This is a genomic window from Paenibacillus sp. FSL R5-0928 (genome assembly GCF_037970385.1).
GTDB classification, from domain to species: Bacteria; Bacillota; Bacilli; order Paenibacillales; family Paenibacillaceae; genus Paenibacillus_AQ; species Paenibacillus_AQ odorifer.
Genome location: NZ_CP150225.1, coordinates 6,846,593 through 6,870,155 on the forward strand (window position 1 = coordinate 6,846,593; position 23,563 = coordinate 6,870,155).

Below are 23,563 nucleotides of genomic sequence, written 5' to 3' on the forward strand. Positions count from 1 at the left end.
TTCTCTAATAACGGGCAGTGATCATCTTTTTACGCGTATAGAACTCCACCCCATCACGCCCATTGGCATGCAGGTCTCCATAGAACGATTTCTTATAACCCGAGAAGGGGAAAAATGCCATGGGCGCAGGCACGCCCAGATTCACACCCAACATCCCTGCATCAATTTCTTCCCGAAATTCACGAACCGCCTTTGCACTGTCTGTATAAATACAAGCCCCATTCGCGAATGGGGACTGATTCGTTACCCCAATCGCTTCACTCAGACTTTTCACACGAATCACTGACAATACCGGTGCAAAAATCTCATCCTTCCAGATGGTCATTCCCGGCTGTACATGATCAAATATCGTCGGCCCGATAAAATAACCCGCACCACCCGTAGCAGCATCCTTCCGCCCGTCTCTCACAAGCTTGGCTGCCTCAGCTTCACCAGTCTCAATGTAATAAAGCGTCCGCTCCTTATTCGACTGGCGAATTACCGGACCCAAAAACACCCCGTCATCGGCGCCATTACCAATCTTAAGCTCATCCGCAGCCGCAGCCAGACGGTTCACTAGCTCGTCAGCGATATCCTCATGAACCACTACGACCGAGCAAGCCATACACCGCTCACCTGCCGAGCCAAAGGAGGCCGCAATGATATTTTTGACCGCATTGTCCAGCTCCGCATCAGGCAGCACAATCGAGTGATTCTTGGCTCCAGCTAGCGCCTGCACCCGTTTTCCCTGCGCTGTCCCTGTCTTATATACATATTCCGCAACCGGCTGCGAACCCACGAACGAAATCGCCTTCACTTCATCATGCTCCAGCAGCCCACTCACAACCTCGTGTGCCCCATGTACCACATTCAGCACGCCAGGCGGGAAACCCGCTTCGGCAAATAGCTCGGCTAACCGATTAACCAGTAACGGCGTACGCTCGGAAGGCTTTAGCACAAAGGTATTTCCACAAGCAATGGCAAGCGGAAACATCCAGCAAGGAACCATCATCGGAAAGTTAAACGGGGCAATTCCCCCGATAACACCCAATGGATAGCGGTACATCCCGGATTCAATTCCGGTAGCAATGTCCGGGAGCTGGCTGCCCATCATCAACGTGGGGATGCCTGCGGCAAATTCCACACACTCAATTCCACGCTGCACCTCACCTTGCGCCTCTTCCAGACTTTTGCCATTCTCCAGCGTGATCAGCTCGGCCAGCTCATGCCAATGCTTCACCAGCAGCTGTTGATATTGGAAAAAGTAGCGGGCACGACGCGGCACAGCGACCCTTTTCCACACTTGAAATGCCACTGCAGCCGCATCTACCGCTGCACCCAGCTCTTCCCTACTGGAAATAGGCACATAGGCAATCACTTCACCCGTCGCCGGATTATATACCTCTTCATCTCGCCCGGACGACGATTCTACCCAAGCTCCATTCACATAATTCTTAACTCTTTCAGCCTGCGTTACTAGGAGAGACATAGCTCGCACCTCTTTCTCTGTTTCAGATGCACTGATGGACTGCTGATTATAATAGATGACCGCCAGATCAGGCGGCCATCCACTGTAACATTTGAGCTCAACTGGTTATTTTGCCGCCATTTCTACGATTTCGTTCGTGTAAGCCTCATCTACCTTAACCGGTTCTTTAATGACACCAAATTTAAGCGAAATATCAGCAGTTTGCTGGAACGCCGCCGCATCGGTATATCCCATCTTGGCACTGTCAAAGCCTTCAGGCAGAATCAGCTTGGCAACCTCAGTCATCATTGTCAGCTGATGTTCCTTCGTTGTACTGCCGTCTTCCGCTTGTTTCATCACACTGTCCACTGCGGCTGCAGGATCAGCAATTGCATCTTTCCAGCCTTTCAGGGAGGCACGTACAAACTTTGCCGCAGTCTCTTTGTTCTCCGCAAGCCATTCCTTATTGGCGAACAAGTTATCCTCAAGCATCGCAACGCCTTCCGTATTCATGTCGATGACATTCAGATCCTCAGCCTTAATGCCTGACTCCAACACTACTTGGTACTCGTTATAGGTCATCGCTGAGGCCGCATCGATCTGATCGCCCAAGAACTGATCCATCGTGAACCCTTGCTTCGTAAAGCTCAGATCCTTATTCGGATCGAACTTATATTTATCGAATAACGCTAATAGTTCAAACTCGTTGCCGCCCATCCAGTTGCCTACTTTTTTACCCTTAAGATCAGCGGCTGAGTTGATGCCCGCCGATTTTTTGGAAACCAGGACCAATCCGCTCTTTTGATAGATTTGCGCGATCTGCACCAGCGGCATTCCCTCTTCAAGACTCGGCAGCAAGCTGGCTACCCAACCCACACCGATATCTGCAGAGCCGCCTGCCACTTGCTGTTCCGGAACGATATCAGGCCCACCCGGCAGAATTTCTACATCCAAGCCTTCTTCCTTGTAATATCCTTTATCCTGCGCCACAAAATACCCAGCGAATTGTGCCTGCGGCACCCATTTCAGCTGTAGCTTCACTGTAACCGGATCAGCAGCCGGTTCAGTAGCAGCACTTGCGTCAGGAGCTGCTGATGCTTCAGGGGCAGTCGTAGCTTCAGCTGCCGAGTTATTATTGTTGCCACCGCAACCCGCCATTAAAGAAACACTCAACATCATCACGATTGCCAACAAACCACCACGAAATTTGCGTTTTTTCCCGTTCATCAACCGAACTCCCCCTATCGTAATTTAAGTTTGTAACAAGCACAGTATGGACAAGCATCGTGGTGCGTTTATGCATACAGCCGCGGGCGGTTTCTCTTTTCCATTCCCACTATGGCCGGATGTAATGAGGGTGAGATTAAGTACGCTGCGAAGGATGCCACTTAATGAATACTTTCTCCAGCCGCTCAACCACTAAATAGAAGAGCACGCCTGCAATTGCAGCCAGCACAATACAGGACCAGCCCAGTGGCATTTTGGCAACTTTAATGGAATTGGAGAGCAGATATCCAAGCCCCTTTGAGGAGAAAAAGAATTCCCCAACAATGGCGCCAATCATACTGGCAGTAGCATTAATCTTCAGTGCTGTAAATACATAGGGCAGACTGCTCTGAATCCGCAGATAACGGAACACTGCCGGTTTACCTGCCGCATAAGAATGCATCAGATCCAGCGCCAATGGATCAATCGCCGCCATGCCCTTATAGGCGTTGATCGCCATCGCTGCCATTGTAGTTGCTGTTACTATGGCAATTCGTGAGCCTACCCCATCTCCAAACCACAGATTCATGATGGGCGCGAGGGCGACGATGGGCACAGCATTTAGGGCGGCAACCAGCGTCAAGCTTCCACTCCCCCAGCGCGGCCAAGCCGTAGCGACTAAAGCGATCAGGAAGCCGATAGCAGAACCAACCAACATTCCCAGCACAGCTTCAGCAAGCGTGTATCCGGTATAGGACAACAACAAGCTGAAATTATCTCGCATAGTTTCGGCGATGGCTGTAGGCAGCGGGAGTTGATATTTTTTCAGATCAAAGATCTTATGAAAGAATTGAAATTCCCATAGTGCAAGAAATAACAGACCTGCCAGTACAGGCAGCAGCACCCCTGCACTAAATATCCTCTTCAGCATTCGTGAGCCGCCTCGACTCGCCGTAGCTTCCGCAGGTTTCGGAACGGCTACAGCATTCTTTTGTGTAGCCGTTAGCGCCGGCTGAGCCATTTCTTTACCAGTAGAGCCTATAAACGTGGTCTCCCGAACGGAGTTAGTTTCCATTAGCGGCTGCCTCCTTTCGGACGATATTCAGGCTGCCAAGGCGTTACCAGACGTTCTATCAGACTGATTAACCAGTAGCTTACGATCCCCAGCAAGGCACCCACAATCACCGTAGACCAGAACATATAGGTGTGAGAGCTTCCATAATAGAGATTGCGCAGCATAATTACACCAATGCCATGCTGGGCACCCATAAGCTCCACCAGAATAGCTCCAGTCACAGCAAGTGGGGCAGCTATCTTAAGTCCACCGAACAAACCCGGCAAAGCCGCTGGGAATCTGAGCTTCCAATAGACCGCCCAAGGTTTAGCCGCGTAAGAATGCATCAATTCGAGCGCTGATGGATCTACACTCCGCAAGCCGCGCAGCATGTTCAGAGCCACCGGGAAAAAGGTGATATATCCCGAAATAATAATCCGCGAGGTCTGCTCATCGCGCACAATCCCGTAGATGATGGGTGCCAACCCCAGAATCGGAATCATCTGCGAGGCAATAGCATAAGGAAAAGTTAATTGCTCTATTGTCTTCGACAAGCTCATCAGCACCGCCAATGAGGCACCTGCTACCGCTCCAATCAGGAAGCCAACGCCAGCATTACCGAAGGTCGCAGCCCCCTCCTTCAAGAGCGTGCCTCCATACTGCCATAAGGTAGCTAACACCTCATGAACATATGGCAGCTTGGACTGTGCTAACGGCGTCTCCACCACATGGAGCAACATCCAGGAAGTCCCTTCCCAGACTAGCAGCAGGCCAAAAATCCAGACGAACAACGGCAGCAGACGACCTCGCACAAAGATACTGCCCCCTTTCATCACTACACCCCTTCGAAGCTGTCGCGAATACGTGCGATCAGTTCGAAAAACTCTGGGTTATTTCTCATTTCCGCCGTTCGCGGACGTGGCAGAGGAATTTCGACCACAGCGGACAAGCGACCTGGATGCGGGGAAAGAACAAACACCCGGTCAGAGAGGAATATAGATTCAGGAATACTATGAGTTACAAAAACAATTGTGTTCTGCACTTTACTCCAGACAGACAATAGCTCTTCATTCAATCGCTCACGCGTAAATTCATCCAGCGCTGAGAACGGCTCATCCATGAGCAGAATTTCCGGCTCCATCGATAGCGCTCTGGCAATCGCTACACGCTGCTGCATCCCGCCGCTGAGCTGCCACGGATATTTATCCGCAAAGCTCTGCAGCCCCACCAGATCAAGAAGCTCCATCGCCTTTTCCTCACGGATTGACTTCTTTACCCCCATCAGCTCCAGTGGCAAAGTGATGTTATGCTTCACTTTCCGCCAGTCGTATAACACTGGACTTTGAAAAACAATGCCATATTTTTGCGCCAGCCTGGCTTCTCTGGCACTTTTCCCAGCTACCACAATGTTCCCGCCTGTTGGTGCTATGAGATCGGCCATCAGTCTAAGCAGCGTCGTTTTGCCACATCCGGAAGGTCCGAGCAGGGAGACGAACTCCCCTTTGGCAATATCAAGACTCACCTGATGCAGGGCAAGCACTTCCGCAGCTTCTGTCCGATAACGCATTTCAACATTCTCCAGCTGAATCTCAGGAATATTTGTCGCTAGTGATGACATCCTCAGCCCCCCTTTTCAAAATAAGCCATGTTTATAATGTTATATAAACTGACGTAATATAGATAAGATCAAGAAAACTTCTATCGCATGTAGTATTAACTAACATGTTACACGCTGCTCACTGGACTCTCACTAGACAATTAGTAAAATAGCTCCTGTTAAATTGCGTCATTTTGTCTAGGAGACATTTTTTTGACTACAAACCCGAAGTATTTTTTTTATATCCGCAGATATGTGGTAATATTTATCCATATCTTTCCTCGGCAGGTGACAATAGACCCATGGGATCTATAATCTCGAACTATATTGTAATTGTTGCTATATCAGGTGTGCTGAGCGTCTTATTAGCCCTTTTCGCCTATTATAAAAAAACTGATTTCTTAGGAATCAGGGCTTTTGTTATAAGCTCCTTTACCTCTGCTATTTACACCTTCGGCTTCGCATTAGAGTTATCGGGGAAAACCCTGGAGGAAATCAGCTTCTGGATTAAGTTAGAATATCTGGGGATGCCCTTCATTGCGCCAGCTAGTCTAATCATGGTGATCCATTTCGTTGGGCTGGAGACGCTGTTTAAAAAAGGCATACGGGCGGCGTTATTTATCATTCCGTTCATTACAACGCTGCTGGTTTGGACCAATGATTACCATCATCTCTTCTATAAATCCATTTATTTACGGGAAAATACGCCCACCCCACTCGTTGATGTTGTGATGGGACCTTGGTATATCGTTCACGGCAGCTTTACTTTTGGCTGTCTGCTGGCAGCCATTTGCCTCATGATATGGCAGTGGAACCGGATGAAGCGGGTATACCGCAGGCAGATCATCACAATAATAATCGGGTTAAGTCTTCCAACTCTTGGCTCTTTTTTGTATCTGATGGGCTTGACTCCTTACGGTATGGATCCCGTCCCGATCATTATGAGCCTGACCTCCTCCCTATATATTTGGGCTATTTTATCCCGGGGCATGTTAACGGCTGCGCCTATTGCTCGTGAGAATCTCTTCGAGAGCATGCGGGAGGGAGTGCTTGTCACCGACCGCTCGGACATGCTCGTCGATTACAATCGTGCAGCCGCGGATATGATAGAGGGGCTCAACTCCTCATCGATTGGCAAACCGCTAGCGCAATTGTTTCTTAACGCAGGCAAAGACGCCTTCTCCTATGTGATGGACGCCGAGCCGCTGTTGCGCGAAGAACGGGAAGTGGCTTGGAACAAAGCAGAGGAGATCTGCTATTATCAAATCCGCTCCTCTCCGGTACAAAAACAAGAGGGGCACATAGCAGGACAGATGATCATGCTGATTGACGTGACTGAACGAATACTGCTTCAGGAGAAGCTGCGCCAATTGGCTACGATGGACAGCCTAACCGGTATCTATAACCGCTCCTATTTTTTGGAGCTGAGTCGAGCACTGCTTGCCCGGTCCGCCAGCCTGCGAAGTTCATTATCTATGATTTTGCTGGATGTGGACTTCTTCAAGAGCATTAATGACCGCTATGGACATCAATACGGAGATCAAGCTCTCCAGCATATTGTCCAAGTGTGCAGCAGACATCTGCGGGAGGGAGATCTCTTTGGCCGTTATGGTGGCGAGGAATTTGTGATCTGTCTGCCAGAGACGTCGCTTAAGCAAGCTGCATTGCTCTGCGAAACTATCCGCGCGGATATTGAACAAAGCACCTTATATACCGTCATCGGGCCCATTAATGTGACCGCCAGCTTTGGAGTTGTGGAGGCCCTAAGTCCAGATGCTACTCTAGAAGAACTGCTATCTGAGGCCGACCATGCTCTGTATAGTTCCAAACGAAATGGACGCAACGCTGTGCATCTTTCCCAAAAGTCAGAAATCACTCTTTTCAAACCTGTTTAATGACAATCATGTCCCTTCCTGCGCATTCAACAACTGGCCTTATTTTTCATAGTCTGTTTTTAAGTTTAATAAGAGTTATCTGAAAAACTAATCAGAGTGTTGAGAGTAAAATTTGCTTGATGGGATATGGAGGCGTAAGAAATAATGAGGAACCATACAATGATGCAGTTTTTTGAATGGCATGTTGCTGCGGACGGGAAACACTGGGATCGCTTAAAAGAAACTGCACCCGCGCTAAAAGCCGTAGGCATTGATTCTGTTTGGGTACCTCCTGTGACAAAGGCCGTCTCCGCAGAAGATACAGGCTATGGCGTGTATGATCTATACGATCTGGGCGAATATGACCAAAAAGGTACGGTACGCACCAAATATGGCACCAAACAAGCACTGATCAACGCAATTTCGGAATGTCAAAAGAATGGCATCGCCGTTTACGTTGATTTGGTCATGAATCATAAGGCAGGCGCGGATGAAAAAGAAGTATTCCAAGTCATCGAGGTCGACCCCAATGATCGGATGAAAGAAATTTCGAAACCTTTCGAGATTGAGGGCTGGACAAAATTCACCTTCCCTGGCCGCGGGAATGAACACTCTGCCTTTAAGTGGAATCACAATCATTTTAACGGCACTGACTTTGACGCCAAAGAAGAGCGAACCGGCGTATTCCGCATAGTAGGCGAGAATAAAGCGTGGAATCAGAATGTTGACGACGAGTTCGGAAACTATGATTATCTAATGTTCGCTAATATTGATTACAGCCATCCGGAAGTCAAAAAAGAAATGATCCAATGGGGAAAATGGCTGGTGGACACCCTCCACTGCAGCGGCTTCCGCTTGGATGCCATCAAACATATCAACCATGAGTTTGTTAAAGAATTCGCGGTAGAGATGTTTAATAAATGTGAGAAGGACTTCTATATCGTCGGTGAATTCTGGAATTCCGACTTAGAGTCCTGCCGACAATTTCTGAATACCGTCGATTATAAAATTGACCTCTTCGATGTATCCCTTCACTACAAGCTGCATTCAGCTTCCTTGGAGGGCAGAAACTATGATCTGACCAAAATTCTTGATGACACACTGGTGCAGACCCATCCCACCAATGCTGTAACCTTCGTTGACAATCATGATTCTCAGCCTCACGAAGCCCTGGAATCCTGGGTAGATGATTGGTTCAAGCAAAGTGCTTACGCGCTTATCCTGCTGCGACGGGATGGATATCCTGTGGTCTTTTACGGGGATTATTATGGGATCGAAGGACCAACACCTGTAGCAGGTAAAAAAGATGCGATTGACCCTCTGCTGTATACCCGCTATCACAAAGCTTATGGTGAACAGAAGGATTATTTCGATCATCCTAACACGATTGGCTGGACACGGCTCGGCGTGGAGGATATTGAACACTCCGGTTGTGCGGTTGTGATCAGTAATGGTGAGAATGGCCAGAAGAGAATGTTCGTAGGAGAACATCGCGCCGGTGAAGCATGGGTGGATTTCACCCATAACCATAAAGCCACCATAACCATTGAAAAGGATGGTTGGGCGACCTTCCCGGTCAATGGCGGCAGCGTCTCCGTCTGGGCTCTGCCGGATGCAGAAGCTGACAAGAAGTAAATCACTTGTACCTGATTAAAAAGGTGCCCAACGCCGTTTGGCGTTGGGCACCTTTTTTAGTTATTCGCTTTATGCTCCGGATGTCGGGATACAAGCCTCACCAGATCCAGCGTTAAGACGGGTAATGTTAGGGACGCTGGATAAGCCAAGTAACGCGGCTCCCACTCTGGATTGAACTTTTCCTTGTAACGACGCAATCTGGCAAAACCGTAACCATGCCCATGCCCACCTCTATTAAACACTTGATGAGCCAGCTTCTCCTCCTTCAGAGCTCCGGGGTCCTGCCCCCCACTGGATGATAGAGGAGTGTTGCCTAGATTAAATCGCCGATACCCCTTGGACTTCGCCCATTCCAACATACAAACCAATAAATAATCTACCGTCCCGTTTGGGACATTCTTCCGCTGGCGCAACAAATCTACAGACAGAGTCAATCCTTGATCATACCCCGGGGCAATAGAAGCAAATGCCAGTATTGTACCTTTGGCGTTCCGCAGCACCGCAATGGGAGCCAGTTGCAGATAGTCGACCTTAAACCAGCCTAACGAATAACCCTTTTCCGCTCGGCCATTCAACCACTCGTCCGAAATCGCTCGCAGTTCTCTCAGCAAACTATCAGCAAGCGGCGCTTCTGTAATTTCAACAAACATGCCTTCCCGTTCAAAACGATCGCTTACACTTTGCAGATCACCTTTCTTCAGACCACTGAGTGCAATGTTATCAAGGCTTACCACTGCCTCTTCACCCAGCTTAAAAAAGCGATAGCCCTGCTCCTGATAGACCGATAAAAAAGCAGATGAAGCTTGATAGAAAACTACAACCAGACCATACTGATCTGCAGCTTGTCTAAATTCACTGATGGCTTCATTTATTAAGCTTCTCTCTCCTAGTGGATCACCCAGCACAACGAGCTTATCCCTAACTCTGGCGAAAGCGAGCAGCACTTTATCGTTCTGAGCCCAGAAGAAGCCCTTATCACCCAAAAATAACGTATGCGTTAAGGTATTGCCTTGAACTTCATCTAGAAAATGTTTCAGCTTAGCTACATCCAAGGTCCCGAACAGCTCGTTCTCCTTATGATGGGGCCTGAGGTTTACCCACATTATGAGCAGTACCCAAGACAAGACCAATCCCCCCACTGCCGTAAATGCAACATGACTATACCGCTGCAACCATTCAGGCTGCACACCCGGAGGCAGATGCTTCAGAAATCCACGATGTACATAACAGCCCATCAGATAGTAGCTTAGTGCAATCACTGAAGTGAGGACAAACCACCGGATCGCGCTCTGCCTGCTGATTGGCGCACTAATCCGATAAAACCGCGATCTGGATATCCAAAGAATAAGCGCTACTATAAGTAGCAACAGTGCCTCTTCATAATCAAAACCCTTAGTGACTGCAAACAACGATCCAATAAACAGAAGTATGCTAGTCCATACATATGCACTATGAACCCGCAATGTAATGCCCCGCGACAATAAAATCAGCATAAAACCAATAAGTACAGACAGATGATGAGATAGCTGCATTACCGGAAACGGCAATATTTCCTCCGTAATCTTCAACCTATACAGCAATCCGGGTACTGCTGCAGATAGTAAGAGAATAAGCCCGCTAGCTAGTACCAGCTTGCCAAGAGCCCACATTCCAAGATCGCTCAGAAAGGTATACTGACCCGGCCAGCCCCAGATCTTCTGCCATTTGTTAAGAGAGGGTTCGAACCCTGGAACTGAACGATCTTGATCCTTTTTTCCTTGCAGACCAATTTCCAGTGCAGCCAGCACCAATCCGATCAACCAAGGAATGACATAATAAAACAATCGAAAGATGACAAGCACCGCCATCGCCTTATCGGTCTGGTAGCCAAGCTGTGTCAGCCCGAGCAAGGCAATAAGGTCAAATGCACCGATACCGCCGGGTGCCATACTCAAGATGCCGGCAATGGCAGCAATCGTAAATATACCAAAGATAGCTATAAAATGGACCTCATCCAAGAGATGGCTGCTGATGGTCCAAAACGTCACGCCGGCAAAGCTCCATTCCAGAAAGGAAGCCCCGACGGAGTTAACGACTGTAAGCCATGATGTTCTGCCTTTTCCCCGGTTAATCCATTTCGCATAAAGCGATGAGCGCTGTACAAACACAAAAACCGGCAAATAAAGCGCCATACCCCATACTGCAAATACCAGCCAGCGATGTTCTTCCAGCAAAGCCGTTGCCGGGAGTAAACCAAAGATATTCGCCCATGAAAGTAGCGATAACCCGGTAATCATAAGCGGAGACAGAAATACAATGGCGGGCGTTAGCACGGAGGTCGGCACTCCGCTTTTTTTATACAGCAGCGTCCTTAAACCAACTCCAGCCAGTCCTGCAAACCCAATCAAATTATTAAATGTATTAGCAATCCATGCATACCGAAAGGTACTCCACAGCCCTACTTTTAAACGAAAATGTGCCCGAATCAAATAATCATAAGCACTCATAACAGCTACGGAAAGAAGTGCAAAACCAATCATTTGCAAAATAGCAGACGTAGGTACTCGCCTTAGTTCACGCATTATAAGTCCTAAATGAACCTGCCTCAGCTCATGTTGTCCCTCCCAGTATACGAACGCTATGATAGCCACTGGAAAAAGGGCTCTGACCGCCCGGATCCGATAGATAGATAAGATCAGTCTTACAATTTTGAATCTTTCTAATGTCTGTTGCTTTGAATGCATGAGCCCACCTGCCTTTACCGCTGACACACGTTGTGCTAGACAATTTTTACAACTAGTCCATTATAGCAATTCTTGGAATAGAAGACCCGTGATAATCAACACCTACTCTATTAGACTGCCAGCAAATCCCTAACCCCTGCAACAGTTAAAGATTTTTTGGGAAATGAGGATAAGCATAGTTAATATATTACGAAGCTGGACAGATCAATATGACGGAACTTTATTTTAGCGGTATCTTTCTAGTATTGGCCAACAATGTGATAAAAGAACATTTAAATTGTAGTCTAAACTTAAAAATACATAACAAAAAGGACATCCCTCACGGCAAAGGATGCCCTTTTTGTTATGTAACACGACTTAGTATGGTTTATACACGAATATCAAATCTGCCTTGGCTATTCGTTGTTGCGGTAGCGATCTCTTGCGGGCTTGCCGCAGCAAGCGCGTTGTTTGCAGGTTTGGCAGGTGCTTCTGCACTACTGCTTGCTGCGGAAGCACTGCTCTGCGACTTCTGGGAAATTTGTGCCTCGATTTGCTTGATCTGCTGCTCAATTTGTTTCGTTTTCGTTTCTTTGGTCTTCGCGTCATCCGAGCTGGCATCAATCTTGTCCAATTCGGCTTCCAGCTTCGCTTTTTGTTTCTCGAGCGCGCTGGTATCTGTAGTACTAGACGTCGAGGTGGTATACGATGTAGAACCTGAGACTGCGGATATACTCATAATCATCCCTCCCTTCCTTACCTCCAATATAATCCTTTTGCAGATAAGGAACGTTAAAACCCGCTGAAAGTTTGCTGAAAGTATTGCTCGCTTTCAAGGTTATAAGGATAAGCTGTTAGGAATTGGTGTTTCCCCGTCTGACCAACAGAAAATAAGACAGAATAGAGAGAACACCCGTACAGGCAATCACAATCGCCATCGGAAGTGCTGAGTCTACGCCCCCAAGGCCCACAAGCGGTGCTACACAGCTACCAAGCAGCAACGGTAACAGTCCGATTAAAGCCGAAGCACTGCCTGCGGCTTCTCCTTGGTCCTGCATTGCAAGTGAGAAGCTGGTTGCTCCGACAATCCCCACACTGGAGACAACAGCGAACAGACAGATTAGAATAGGGATCAGCCCTCCCCCTACCAGGATCGTAAGCAGCAGCAAGACGCCCCCCGTTGTACAGAGCAGCAACCCGCTAAGCAGCAGCTTCGTCTCACTCACCTTACCAGCAAGTCTGCCGGCAATTTGACCTGTAATAATAATCCCAATCCCGTTCACAGCAAAGATCAAACTGTATACCTGCGGAGTAACCGCAAAAATATTTTGCAAAACAAAAGATGACCCTGAGATATAAGCGAACATAGACGCTGTAACAAAACCTTGGGACAAGGCATAACCCATAAACTTGCGGTTGCCAAGTAACACCTTAAAAGTAAGCAGAGTACCCTTCAACCCACTCTTGGAGCGCCGCTCCTTCGGCAATGTCTCAGGCAAGCGCAGGAGAATCGTCAAGCAGAAGATAATTCCGGCAGCAAATAATACGAGGAATATCCCCTGCCATGTAGTCACTCTTAAGAGCTGTCCTCCAATGACTGGAGCCAAAATCGGACCCAGACCATTAACAATCATCAATAAAGAGAAAAATTTCGTTAGTTCAGAGCCACTGTACAGATCACGCACAGCCGCCCTAGAGACAACTACACCCACTGAACCAGCAAGACCTTGAATAAACCGCAAAACAATTAAAAGTCCAATCGAAGGACTAAAAGCACATAGCACTGAGGAAACGGCATAGATGAACATCCCTATAAGCAGTGGACGGCGACGTCCATATACATCACTCAGTGGTCCAGCTACTAACTGACCTGAGGCCAGTCCCAATAAAAAGAAGGTGAGACTTAGCTGCACCAAAGCAGCCGTCGTACCGAAATCGTCGACAAGTGTAGGCAGCGCCGGCAAATACATGTCAATCGACAACGGCCCAATGGTTGTAATGGAGCCCAGAATAACAGCAAGTTGCAATCTCTGCTTCCTAGAGGGTCCATCTACAGCAAGTTTATTAGCATTTTGCATTCCAATCATGATCCTTACGTCAACCTTTCTAAAGCAACCCGGGGGCCTTTTTTTGTATTCTTCATACTAACGTAAAGGAACTCAAATGATCAATCCTTTTATAAGACCTCATTCGGGGCTAATAACTTAAAAATAACCGCCAAAAGGCGGTTATCCTAATTGTTTTATTCATTTTGAGATGTACTAAACCCCTGCAGCCAATCTTTGGCGGCTTCGGCTTCCGCCATACTCAAGCGGTGACCTTGGTTGCCCCAATGGGTTGTAACCTCAGCGCCTGCTTTCTGCAGAATCTCCTCTAGCTCCTGAGTTTCCGTAGATGTTATTAGCGGATCATTCGTACCTGCCCCAATAAAGATAGACACCCCTTCAAGAGAAGGAAGCTCCACATTGCGTAATGGCACCATCGGATGCAACAGCACTGCCGCGCGGAAAATGTCCTTATAATGAAACAAAAGGCTACCAGCAATGTTTGCACCGTTAGAGTAACCAACCGCTACCAGATTGTTGGCATCAAACCCGTATTTTTCTGACGCTTCATCCAGAAATTTCTTAATCTCATGGGTACGGAAAACTAAGTCCGCTTCATCGAACACTCCTTCTGCCAGCCGACGGAAGAATCGTGGCATGCCATTCTCCAGCACATTGCCCCGTATACCTAGCACCGATGAATCTGGGGATAACATCTCAGCCAGCGGCAGCAAATCCTGCTCATTACCACCTGTACCATGAAACAACACTAACGTAGGTTTAGTTATATCTTTACCTTTACGGAATACATGAATCATCCCTGCTTCACCTCAATTTCTCTTACTTGAATAGGCGTTAAGTTTTCTTCGATGGCCGCGCGATGCGGCTCAAACCAGGACGGCAGCATCAACTTTTCACCCAACGCATCTGGGGCTTCATCACGGGCAAAACCCGGAGGATCTGTAGCGATCTCGAACAGGATTCCTCCTCTTTCACGGAAATAGATCGCATTAAAATACTGACGGTCTTGAACGGGTGTAGGTCTATGCCCATGACTCTGTACATGGCGCGACCATTCCAGTTGCTCTGCATCATCCTTTGCCCGCCACGCGATGTGATGAACTGTCCCTGCACCTCCCGCTCCGAGCGGAACGGGTGATGTCTTCAAATCAATAATATTACCTAGCTCCCCATTGGTTCTATAGCGAGTATATCCATCTCCGTCAGCAATATGTTCCATACCCAGCGTATGAACAAGTGTCTCAGCTGTTTGCAACGGATTGCTGCTATACAGCACAGCCCCGCCAAAACCTTTGATCGCGTATTTAGTAGGAATCCCACCAAAGGACCACTTACTGAGCGGGCCTTCCTCACGTTCCACCAGTTCAATCCGCAGACCGTCGTAATCGGCAAAAGCTAAATAGGGTTCCGAGATCCGACTTCCTTTTGTAACCGAAATTCCGTATTCAGCAAGGCGTTGTTCCCAGAATTGCAGAGCACCAACCGGCACTGCGTAGATCGTTACGCCAACTTGACCACTGCCGATTCTGCCTCTACGCCCTACAGGTGAAGGGAAAAATGTAATAATCGTTCCCGGAGCACCCTGCTCATTCCCAAAGTATAAATGATAGACCTCTGGAGCATCAAAATTAATCGTTTTTTTCACGAGCCGTAGGCCCAGAATCCCGGCGTAGAAATCAACATTGCGCTGAGCGTCTCCGACAAAAGCTGTAATATGGTGTATTCCTGCAGTTTGAAGTGTCATTATTATAAACTCCCTTCTTAGTTAAAAAACAATGCATCTAGAGAAATCGAACCTGGTCCCGTAAGCGCCACACCTACCGCAAATACCAGAACCGTGAGCGGAAACTCAATCCCGTTCGAAGTGGACCAGAAACCATTTGGAGCATGAACCTTAACGATTGCCCCCAGCATCGTGGCAGCGATCAACACCGCTGCAACAGGCGTTAACAGTCCTGCCGCGAACATAAATCCGCCCACCAGCTCCATAATCCCTGCTAAAATCGCTATAGTCACACCCGGTTTGATTCCGATGGACTCCATCCAGCCTCCCGTACCCTTCGGACCGTAACCTCCGAACCATCCAAATAGCTTTTGTGCACCATGTCCTATAAACGCAAGTCCAATCACCAATCTCATTAATAACAGTCCTACACTTATCATTTTTACATTCCCCTATTCCTTTGATTTAATTATCTTAATGTTAAGATATTGGGTAAAAAAGAGCGCCCGGCGAACCGGAATAACCTATGGGCTGCTCTCCTCTCCCCTCTTCTATCTACAACTCGGAGGCGTTAAACGTATCGCCGCCCTTAATCGTACCCGAGTTAAAACCTTTGTAGAACCAGCGCTTTCTCTGCTCTGAGGTACCGTGAGTGAAACTATCCGGCACTGCATAGCCCTGAGCCTGCTTCTGAATCGTATCATCGCCGACGGCGCTTGCAGCTGCCAGAGCTTCCTCTAAGTCGCCTTCCTCCAGCAGATTCATACCCTGAGCATGATTGGCCCAGACACCGGCGAAATAATCAGCCTGCAGCTCAAAACGAACCTGATATTTGTTGTACTCCTTCTCACTCAACGTCTGACGAAGGGAATCGAGCTGTTTCGAGGTGCCTAGTAATGTCTGTACATGATGTCCAACCTCATGGGCAATAACATAAGCCATGGCGAAGTCGCCCGGCGCATGGAAGCGTTGCTGCAACTCATCATAAAAGCTCAGATCAATATATAGTTTGGCGTCACCCGGACAGTAGAACGGACCGACTGCCGAGGTCGCTGTTCCGCAAGCAGAGTCTACACTCCCACTGTACAGCACTAAGGTGGGGTCCGTATAGGTCATTCCCTGCTGCTGAAAAATCTCACCCCAAACCTCCTCTGTGTCGGCAAGAACTACCGATACAAACTCCGCAAGCTCTTGCTCCTCTGCGGTCTGTTCATAAGGGGCCGTTGAACTGGAGCCTGTGGAAGTCAAACTTCCCAGGATATCCCCGGCATTGCCTCCACTGAGTAACGTGATGACCAGGACAAGGATAATTCCTCCGATCCCGCCACCAATCATCTTGCCGCCGCCGCTCATGCCTCTGCGGTCCTCCACGTTCGAACTCCCTCTTCTTCCCTGCCATTTCATGGCCAAGCCCCCAGTCGAAATATCAGGTAATCTTAAGTAAATGGCTACCTGGCTTCGTTAAGTTAAATATCTTATTAGTGATATACCCAAAAAAGCAGGGTTTCACTTATACTTACTGGAGTTGGGAGAATGAGGATGGAGCCGAACTACTTCCAACCTTATAGAGGCGCCTAGTTATTCGTCATGTTCGCAGCGCCTACACACCTTTGCCAAGCTTTTTCATTAATTCGATAGCCTGGACTTTCTCTTCCTTATCTAATCCACCCATCAAATCATGAATTGAGACTACATGACGAGGGAAAATCTCATCAAACAGTTCACGGCCTGCATCCGTAATCTCCGCATAAGTAACGCGGCGATCCTCGCTACAGGGTACACGTTTCAGCAGTCCCTTTTTCTCCAACTTGTCGATATTATAGGTAATGCTTCCGCTCGTAACGAGAATTTTCTCCCCGATCTGCTGCAGCGGAATCCGCGTTCTATGGTAAAGTACTTCAAGCACCATGAATTCAGCCGAAGCCAAGCCATAACTCTTCATATCCTTCACCGCATGATCCATTAGGCTCTTATAAGCTTTAGATAAGACTACGAACAATTTCAGTGAGGCGGCTTGTTCTTCGTCAGGTGCACTCTCTGTATTACGCAGATTTACTTGTTTATCACTCATCAATTCCACCTCCACTTCAATCAAACTTGTATTCAATCCATTTATTTGTCTTTACATTAAATATCTTTAAGTTAAGATAACTATATATCTTCCCATCCTCCTTGTCAACCTCATCGCTAAAAAAGTCACTTCCGTCTAGAGACCGGTAAGTTTCCTTTGACACTTTACAGGGAGTGATAAAAATCACCCCAAGTTTGACCTGACCTATAAAAGGGCGTATTCTTGTCTTTACGAATGACTCTTTAGTAAGCGATTTCAATACCCTAAAGGAGGCGACCTGATGAGTTCGTTCAATCCAACCCCTACCGAAGAAGCTATGGAAGGGCAGGCTGGAGCACGACGCGTGCTGATCGTGACAGCCGTAGACGCGGAGCGTGACGCGGTCCTGCGCGGCCTGCAAGGCAGCGACAGGTTCCATGTTATCGCTGCCGGCGCAGGGCCGGCAGCGGCGGCGGCGGGAACCGCCGCGGCACTCGCAGCCGGTTCTTACGGCTGCGTATTGAGCGTCGGGATCGGCGGCGGATTCCCGGGGCTGGCACCTTTAGGCTCGCTGGTTGTAGCCAGCGAGATGATTGCCGCCGACCTCGGGGCCGAGACGCCGGAGGGCTTCCGCAGCGCTGCCGAGCTCGGCTTCGGCAGCGTGTCCGTGCCGGCTGACCGCGGCACGGTGCAAGCGGTTTCGGCCGCGCTGACAGCGGCCGGATTACCCGTAAGCACGGGCACCGTGCTTACTGTCTCGACGGCGACCGGCACCGCGGAGACGGCCGCCGCCCATCTCGCGCGGCATCCCCATGCCGTCGCGGAAGCGATGGAGGGCCACGGAGTCGCCGTGGCCGCCCAGGCGCTGGGGCTCCCGGTACTGGAGCTCCGCGCCATCTCGAACCCGGTCGGTCCCCGCGACCGGGCCGCATGGAAGATCGGTGATGCAATGGAAGCATTAACGGCGGCAGCCGCTATATTACTGGAGGTGCTGTAATGACAACTGAGCTTAATATCGCTTTTTCCCCTTGCCCTAACGATACCTTTGTATTTCATGCCTGGGCGCACGGGCTTGTCCCGAATGCACCTAGGCTGAATGTAACCTATGCCGACATTGATATTACCAATACGCTGGCCGCTGACGGAGAAGGACCAGAAGTCCTCAAAATCTCCTACGCTGCGCTGCCTTGGGTTCTGGAGCGGTACAAACTGCTGCCATGCGGCGGCGCTTTAGGTCGCGGCTGCGGCCCGCTGCTGCTCACAGCAAGTGGACCCCATGCGATCAAACGCCCAGAAAAGCTAGCCGGACGCCGGATTGCTGTGCCTAGCGAACGCTCTACGGCTTATTTGCTTTTCCGATTATGGGCAGCACAAAATGTAACTGGAGGCATCGGCGAAATAGTCGTAATGCCTTTCGATGAGATTATGCCTGCCGTACGGGATGGCCATATCGATGCGGGGCTGGTAATTCACGAAGCCCGCTTCACTTACGCCTCGTATGGTCTTAATATGCTGACTGATTTAGGCAGCTGGTGGGAAAGCGATACCGGACTGCCCATTCCTCTCGGCGCTATCATTGCCCGCCGTGATTTAGATGCCGATGCTATCACCGGCTGGATTCGCAGCTCTCTTCAGTATGCGTGGGATCATCCAACGGATTCCAGAGACTATGTGCTTAGCCATGCTCAAGAGTTGGCTCCTGAAGTGGCTAAATCCCACATCGATCTCTACGTGAATGACTTCTCGATGAATCTGGGTGATGACGGCTATGCCGCAATCTCTGCCCTGCTTGATCGTGCTGCGGCAGAAGGACTTGTGCCTGCAATTGATCCAGCACTGCTTCGTTAACATTTACTAGATAGTTTAACAATCCCCGGCTACACCTAAAAGGTGTTCTCCGGGGATTTTATTTATTCTACGTAACATTCCCAGCCAGCCATTATTTGGCTTATCGAACCAGTGATTATACAATAGACCTATAAACATGATCTATGAGGGAGGATCACATGATACCTGAAAAAAACAGCAAACAAAATATCGACCGCTTTCTGGGGTTTCAAGATGAATATGACCGCTACCGTCCCGAAGCCCCTGTGATGATTATCAAATTGCTAACAGATTACTTGGGTACCACCCCTTCACTCGTCGCAGATATAGGCTGCGGTACGGGTTTGTCTACTTTTCTCTGGAACGATGTCGCAGACCGCGTAATCGGTATCGAACCCAATCCAGATATGTTGGGAAAAGCAATCGATAAACTTAGCAGATTAGAAGAACCCCAATCAATTACTTTTGTACAAGGCTACTCTAACCAGCTTCCGCTTGCATCAGATAGTGTAGACATAGTTACCTGCTCACAATCATTCCACTGGATGGACCCTGAGAGTACACTGCAAGAAATCTCCCGGGTCTTAAAAAAAGGCGGTGTCTTTGCCGCCTACGATTGCGATTGGCCTTTATCTCTTCAGCAAAATGTAGAAGAACGATACAACCAGCTAATCTCCAAAACAGAAGAATTACTGGCCTCGCTCTTACCTAATGAGGAGAGAGCACATAAATGGGACAAAGAAGGCCATTTGTCACGGATCAAAGCTAGTGGGGCCTTCTCTTTTGCCAGAGAAATCGTATTCCACAACCTAGAGTCCTGCGATGCCCAGCGATATATCGGTTTAACCCTAAGTCAAGGGGGAGTGCAAACCGTAATGAAGCTAGACGCCACCTTGCTTGAACAAGACATCGCCGATTACACCGCCGCAGTTGAACAGCATTTTAAAGGCAGAACATTAGAGGTTCTGATCAGCTACCGAATGAGAATCGGCATCAAATAATCTTCGATCGCAACCAAAAAAACGCCCCGCCCCCTCATATGAGGAGTTCGGAGCGTTTTCTTCTTTTTATTTAACTTCTTCCATAAATACCCTTAGGTTCTCCACGATTTCTTTGGATTTTGAATGATGTAAGTAATGTCCGCCTTCAAATGTCATTACTTTTCCATGCACAGAATCCTTGACTTGCCCTTCATGCAGAGGGATCCAGTCTTTCACAGTAGTATTATTTGCTTGTATAAAGAAGATAATGGGAAGATTCTTGTCGAATTTTAAGCCTCTGGAGGCAACAAAGTTAGGATAAATATGTTCCATTTCATTTAAGGTAGTGGAATTGTTCATATTTTTAAGCGAAATCAATTTCATTTGTTTTTTGGTTTCATCATCAAATGGCAGTCCATCATAAGGGTCACCGCTTAATTGCAAGCCCAATCTTATAATCCCTGAATCTTTAAGCAGCTTTAATTTTTTAATTGGGAATTTAACATCCATACCGCCTTGCTCCGGAACACTACTATCAATACCCACAAAAGCACTCACTTCGTTTGGATATTTCTTCGCATATTCCAATCCATAAATACCTCCAATCGAGTGGCCCATTAGAATGTATTGGTCAATGTTAAGATTCTGAACGGCTTCATGAATTTCACTAACGATATTCTCTGTGGTTCGTTCTTTTTTCGTTTCATCACTGAGTCCATACCCAAACGGTTCAACCGCCACCACTTTGTAGAATGGTGATAACTCATCAATCAACGGCTTAAAATCAAGTGCTGGTGCTCCTGTTCCAAAGCCTGGTATGAGCACGATCGTCTGTTTACCTTCTCCTTGAATCAAAACATTCATATTTTTCCCGTCAACAGGGACTAACTGACCATAGTGCTGTATTTTTTTCTGATCTGTTTTGTTGCTGATCACATTAACTGTATAGACAACGGCTAGAAAAAGTACGACCACGATCACTATTGCTCCTAGTATTTTGAGCAACAGGTTACGCAGTTTATGTTTTTTCTGTCCATTCCCCGTTTTTTTGTCCGCTTGTTGTGTCACCCTCATCTTCTCCTGTCTTTAATCTGTTTATTAAGCTCTCTTAATGTTTCGCTAATGAGATCATAACTAACAAAGATGTACCCCTCATGACGGCAATATGAACTGAAAATGAACAGGTAAAAAAAATGCTACGGCAGCACAAGACAAGAAAACTTGCCAGTACTGCTGTAGCAATGAAAAATACGGGATGCATCCAAGCCCTCGCAAGGCACCGCCTGGAAGCTAATTACTCTGTCGGCGCTATAATTGGCAGGGTGACAACGATGGTCGTTCCTTGACCGGGTTCGCTTTCCACGCGGATATCCCCTTTATGAAGCGTTACGATCTGTTTAACAATGGCAAGTCCCATCCCGCTGCCACCATATTTACGACTGTGGGATCGATCAGCCTTAAAGAACCGTTCAAATATACGTTGCTGATCCTCAAGTGAAATCCCGATGCCAGTGTCTGTTATCCGAACGGTCACGTTGTTGATATCTTGTTTGAGGCTGACGTTAATTACACTGTTATCCTTAGAAAACTTGATGCTGTTGCCAAGGAGATTGGTCCATACCTGACTTAACAGGTCATAATCAGCCAGTAGGATAATAGGCTTCAGATCAAGGTCGAAGCTGATGTTACGAGCTGACCATTGCGGCTGAATTGCTACGATTACTCTTCTTATCTGTTCGTCCAGATTGAATGTAGTTAGCCGTAGCTGCTGGGACTGCGATTCTAATAAACTCAGCTTCAGCAGGCTGTCACTCATTTTAGACATCCGCTCTGCTTCAGCGATAATAATATCCAGATAACGATTTCGCTCTTGTTCTGCAAGATCTACTCGCTTGAGCGCAATCGCATACCCAGATATTGAGGTGAGCGGAGACTGGACCTCATGCGACACATTGGATACAAACTCCTTACGCATCTGCTCAAGCTGCTGCAGATCGTGCATCATTTCTTCAAAGCTGCGAGCCAAGGTACCTAGCTCACCGGTTTGTTTAATATTCAGCTCGACGTTAAAATCACCAGCTGCTATCCGTCTGGTCGCTTTGGTTAGCTTCTTGATCGGTCTGACTAAGAACATTGCAGCTACCAGAATCAAGAGGCTTCCAGCTATCAATGAATAGAGCAAGAAATTTAATACCAAGTTCCTTCTGGCAGTGACGGAAGGGGGATTAAGCGTCTCCACAAACATCGCTTTGGTGCCGTCTTCCGTTCTCAGCTGTAAGCCTAGGAGAAGCGCAGAAATATTCCTGTTATGAGGTTGATATACTTCTCCTGCGAGAACTTTTTTTATTTCTTCCATAGTTACAGGGACCGGCTTGTGCCCATTAAGCGTTCCGTAAGATTGGAATTTACCCGCTTCATCGAAAATTCGGATGTGGTAGGAATCAAGCTGCTTCATTCCACTTACGAAAGAGTTGGCTCCACGAAATGGGAAGGTCTCGTAAACCCTGACAATATCCTGTCCAAAATGCAATAAGGGAATTCGCGTGTTCTCGTTCAGTTTATCTTCGAATACCCAAGTTGCCACAAACAAAGCAATGATTGTGCCCCCGATTACGGAGGCTAGGAAGGTCAGTACAACGCGTGTATATATGGATCTAATCATTCGTACACCTCAAGCCTGTAGCCAAGTCCACGCACCGTCTCAATACGAAAATCAGGGGTAGTCGCAAACCGTTCACGCAGGCGTTTAATATGCACGTCAATCGTCCGATCATCTCCAGCATAATCAATTCCCCAAATTTGATCGATCAACTGCTCGCGCGTATAGACTTGTCCGGGTGTCCCAGCAAGCTTGTACAGCAATTCGAACTCCTTGAGGGGTAAGGCAAATGACTCCGTGCCTCTCATCACCTTATAGGTCTGCCGATCAAGCATTACATTGCCAATTTGGATCATCTGCGTGGAGCCAATCCGATATCGTTTCAGCAATGACCTAACACGAACCGTCAGCTCCAAAGGATCGAAGGGTTTAGTTAAATAATCGTCCGTGCCTAATTCGAAACCCTTCACTTTCTCCCAGGTTTCGCCTCTGGCAGTCAATATAAGTAATGGAAGATCAGGATTAGCTCTGCGGAGCTCCTTACAAAGCATCCAACCATCCATATTTGGCATCATAATATCCAGCACGACAAGATCGACATGTGTTCCAGCATATACGGCGAGCGCTTCCTTGCCATCCACAGCTTCAACTGTTTCGAATCCGTCGTTGCGGAGAAATAAACAGACAAGTTCGCGAATGTTCGCATCGTCGTCAGCAACCAGTATAGTAGGCATTCGTTTCCTCTTTTCCTGTTGTCCATTCTTACTATTATACTATATTATACTTTCGGCTAAACTGTCTGT

General features: G+C 47.9%; 21 protein-coding genes. 5 read left to right on the top strand and 16 right to left on the bottom strand.

Features of this window, described 5'->3' with window-relative positions; genetic code table 11:
• Window positions 1–4: 4 nt before the first annotated feature.
• From MKZ16_RS31035 to MKZ16_RS31055, 5 genes are all read right to left on the bottom strand, one after another.
• Window positions 5–1,468 (bottom strand): CoA-acylating methylmalonate-semialdehyde dehydrogenase, encoded by a 1,464-nt coding sequence (locus MKZ16_RS31035; RefSeq protein WP_076105054.1) that lies wholly within the window; start codon window positions 1,466–1,468, stop codon window positions 5–7.
• A 105-nt stretch (window positions 1,469–1,573) separates the two neighbouring features.
• Window positions 1,574–2,674: an ABC transporter substrate-binding protein gene (locus MKZ16_RS31040; protein WP_076105055.1), complete on the bottom strand. Its 1,101-nt coding sequence runs from the start codon at window positions 2,672–2,674 to the stop codon at window positions 1,574–1,576.
• 136 nt (window positions 2,675–2,810) lie between these two features.
• Window positions 2,811–3,728: an ABC transporter permease gene (locus MKZ16_RS31045; protein WP_081384300.1), complete on the bottom strand. Its 918-nt coding sequence runs from the start codon at window positions 3,726–3,728 to the stop codon at window positions 2,811–2,813.
• The gene (locus MKZ16_RS31050; RefSeq protein ID WP_051491222.1) at window positions 3,728–4,540 is read right to left on the bottom strand and encodes an ABC transporter permease; all 813 of its coding nucleotides are present in this window, start codon (window positions 4,538–4,540) and stop codon (window positions 3,728–3,730) included. The genes MKZ16_RS31045 and MKZ16_RS31050 overlap by 1 nt, the downstream gene beginning before the upstream one ends.
• A gap of 2 nt (window positions 4,541–4,542) precedes the next feature.
• Window positions 4,543–5,325 carry an ABC transporter ATP-binding protein gene (locus MKZ16_RS31055; RefSeq protein ID WP_076099708.1) on the bottom strand — a complete coding sequence of 261 codons (783 nt, stop codon included), beginning with the start codon at window positions 5,323–5,325 and terminating at the stop codon, window positions 4,543–4,545.
• 281 nt (window positions 5,326–5,606) lie between these two features.
• Between MKZ16_RS31055 and MKZ16_RS31060 the strand changes: the two genes are divergently transcribed.
• Window positions 5,607–7,199 (top strand): histidine kinase N-terminal 7TM domain-containing protein, encoded by a 1,593-nt coding sequence (locus MKZ16_RS31060; protein WP_076105056.1) that lies wholly within the window; start codon window positions 5,607–5,609, stop codon window positions 7,197–7,199.
• Between the two features lie 141 nt (window positions 7,200–7,340).
• Window positions 7,341–8,813 (top strand): alpha-amylase, encoded by a 1,473-nt coding sequence (locus MKZ16_RS31065; protein WP_036682065.1) that lies wholly within the window; start codon window positions 7,341–7,343, stop codon window positions 8,811–8,813.
• 56 nt (window positions 8,814–8,869) lie between these two features.
• Here the strand turns inward: MKZ16_RS31065 and mprF are convergent, their stop codons facing one another.
• The 8 genes from mprF to MKZ16_RS31105 form a co-directional block, all read right to left on the bottom strand.
• Complete coding sequence (gene mprF, locus MKZ16_RS31070) at window positions 8,870–11,536, bottom strand: bifunctional lysylphosphatidylglycerol flippase/synthetase MprF (protein WP_076105057.1); 2,667 nt, start codon at window positions 11,534–11,536, stop codon at window positions 8,870–8,872.
• 367 nt (window positions 11,537–11,903) lie between these two features.
• Window positions 11,904–12,254 (bottom strand): FlxA-like family protein, encoded by a 351-nt coding sequence (locus MKZ16_RS31075; RefSeq protein WP_076099710.1) that lies wholly within the window; start codon window positions 12,252–12,254, stop codon window positions 11,904–11,906.
• A 115-nt stretch (window positions 12,255–12,369) separates the two neighbouring features.
• Window positions 12,370–13,593 (bottom strand): multidrug effflux MFS transporter, encoded by a 1,224-nt coding sequence (locus MKZ16_RS31080; RefSeq protein ID WP_036682442.1) that lies wholly within the window; start codon window positions 13,591–13,593, stop codon window positions 12,370–12,372.
• 164 nt (window positions 13,594–13,757) lie between these two features.
• Window positions 13,758–14,378 carry an alpha/beta hydrolase gene (locus tag MKZ16_RS31085; RefSeq protein WP_076105058.1) on the bottom strand — a complete coding sequence of 207 codons (621 nt, stop codon included), beginning with the start codon at window positions 14,376–14,378 and terminating at the stop codon, window positions 13,758–13,760.
• Entirely contained in the window at window positions 14,375–15,325 is a 951-nt protein-coding gene (locus MKZ16_RS31090; protein ID WP_038573722.1) for a ring-cleaving dioxygenase, read from the bottom strand. The genes MKZ16_RS31085 and MKZ16_RS31090 overlap by 4 nt, the downstream gene beginning before the upstream one ends.
• Before the next feature lie 17 nt (window positions 15,326–15,342).
• Complete coding sequence (locus tag MKZ16_RS31095) at window positions 15,343–15,744, bottom strand: DoxX family protein (protein WP_076105059.1); 402 nt, start codon at window positions 15,742–15,744, stop codon at window positions 15,343–15,345.
• A gap of 115 nt (window positions 15,745–15,859) precedes the next feature.
• Complete coding sequence (locus MKZ16_RS31100) at window positions 15,860–16,708, bottom strand: neutral zinc metallopeptidase (protein WP_038573724.1); 849 nt, start codon at window positions 16,706–16,708, stop codon at window positions 15,860–15,862.
• Between the two features lie 196 nt (window positions 16,709–16,904).
• Entirely contained in the window at window positions 16,905–17,375 is a 471-nt protein-coding gene (locus tag MKZ16_RS31105) for a MarR family transcriptional regulator (protein ID WP_076105060.1), read from the bottom strand.
• Between the two features lie 280 nt (window positions 17,376–17,655).
• On the opposite strand from MKZ16_RS31105, the gene MKZ16_RS31110 reads away from it, so the two are divergent.
• The 3 genes from MKZ16_RS31110 (at window position 17,656) to MKZ16_RS31120 (ending at window position 20,182) form a co-directional block, all read left to right on the top strand.
• A complete protein-coding gene (locus MKZ16_RS31110; protein WP_081393394.1) occupies window positions 17,656–18,351 on the top strand; it encodes a futalosine hydrolase in 696 nt (231 codons plus the stop codon).
• A complete protein-coding gene (locus tag MKZ16_RS31115) occupies window positions 18,351–19,202 on the top strand; it encodes a 1,4-dihydroxy-6-naphthoate synthase (protein WP_038573726.1) in 852 nt (283 codons plus the stop codon). The genes MKZ16_RS31110 and MKZ16_RS31115 overlap by 1 nt, the downstream gene beginning before the upstream one ends.
• Before the next feature lie 158 nt (window positions 19,203–19,360).
• Window positions 19,361–20,182: a class I SAM-dependent methyltransferase gene (locus MKZ16_RS31120; RefSeq protein ID WP_076105061.1), complete on the top strand. Its 822-nt coding sequence runs from the start codon at window positions 19,361–19,363 to the stop codon at window positions 20,180–20,182.
• Between the two features lie 66 nt (window positions 20,183–20,248).
• Here MKZ16_RS31120 and MKZ16_RS31125 read toward each other — a convergent pair whose 3' ends face one another.
• The 3 genes from MKZ16_RS31125 to MKZ16_RS31135 form a co-directional block, all read right to left on the bottom strand.
• Entirely contained in the window at window positions 20,249–21,229 is a 981-nt protein-coding gene (locus MKZ16_RS31125) for an alpha/beta hydrolase (RefSeq protein ID WP_076105062.1), read from the bottom strand.
• A gap of 226 nt (window positions 21,230–21,455) precedes the next feature.
• Window positions 21,456–22,823, bottom strand: coding sequence for a HAMP domain-containing sensor histidine kinase (locus MKZ16_RS31130; protein ID WP_036682088.1), 1,368 nt, complete (start codon window positions 22,821–22,823; stop codon window positions 21,456–21,458).
• The gene (locus MKZ16_RS31135) at window positions 22,820–23,494 is read right to left on the bottom strand and encodes a response regulator transcription factor (RefSeq protein WP_076105063.1); all 675 of its coding nucleotides are present in this window, start codon (window positions 23,492–23,494) and stop codon (window positions 22,820–22,822) included. The genes MKZ16_RS31130 and MKZ16_RS31135 overlap by 4 nt, the downstream gene beginning before the upstream one ends.
• Between the last annotated feature and the right edge of the window lie 69 nt (window positions 23,495–23,563).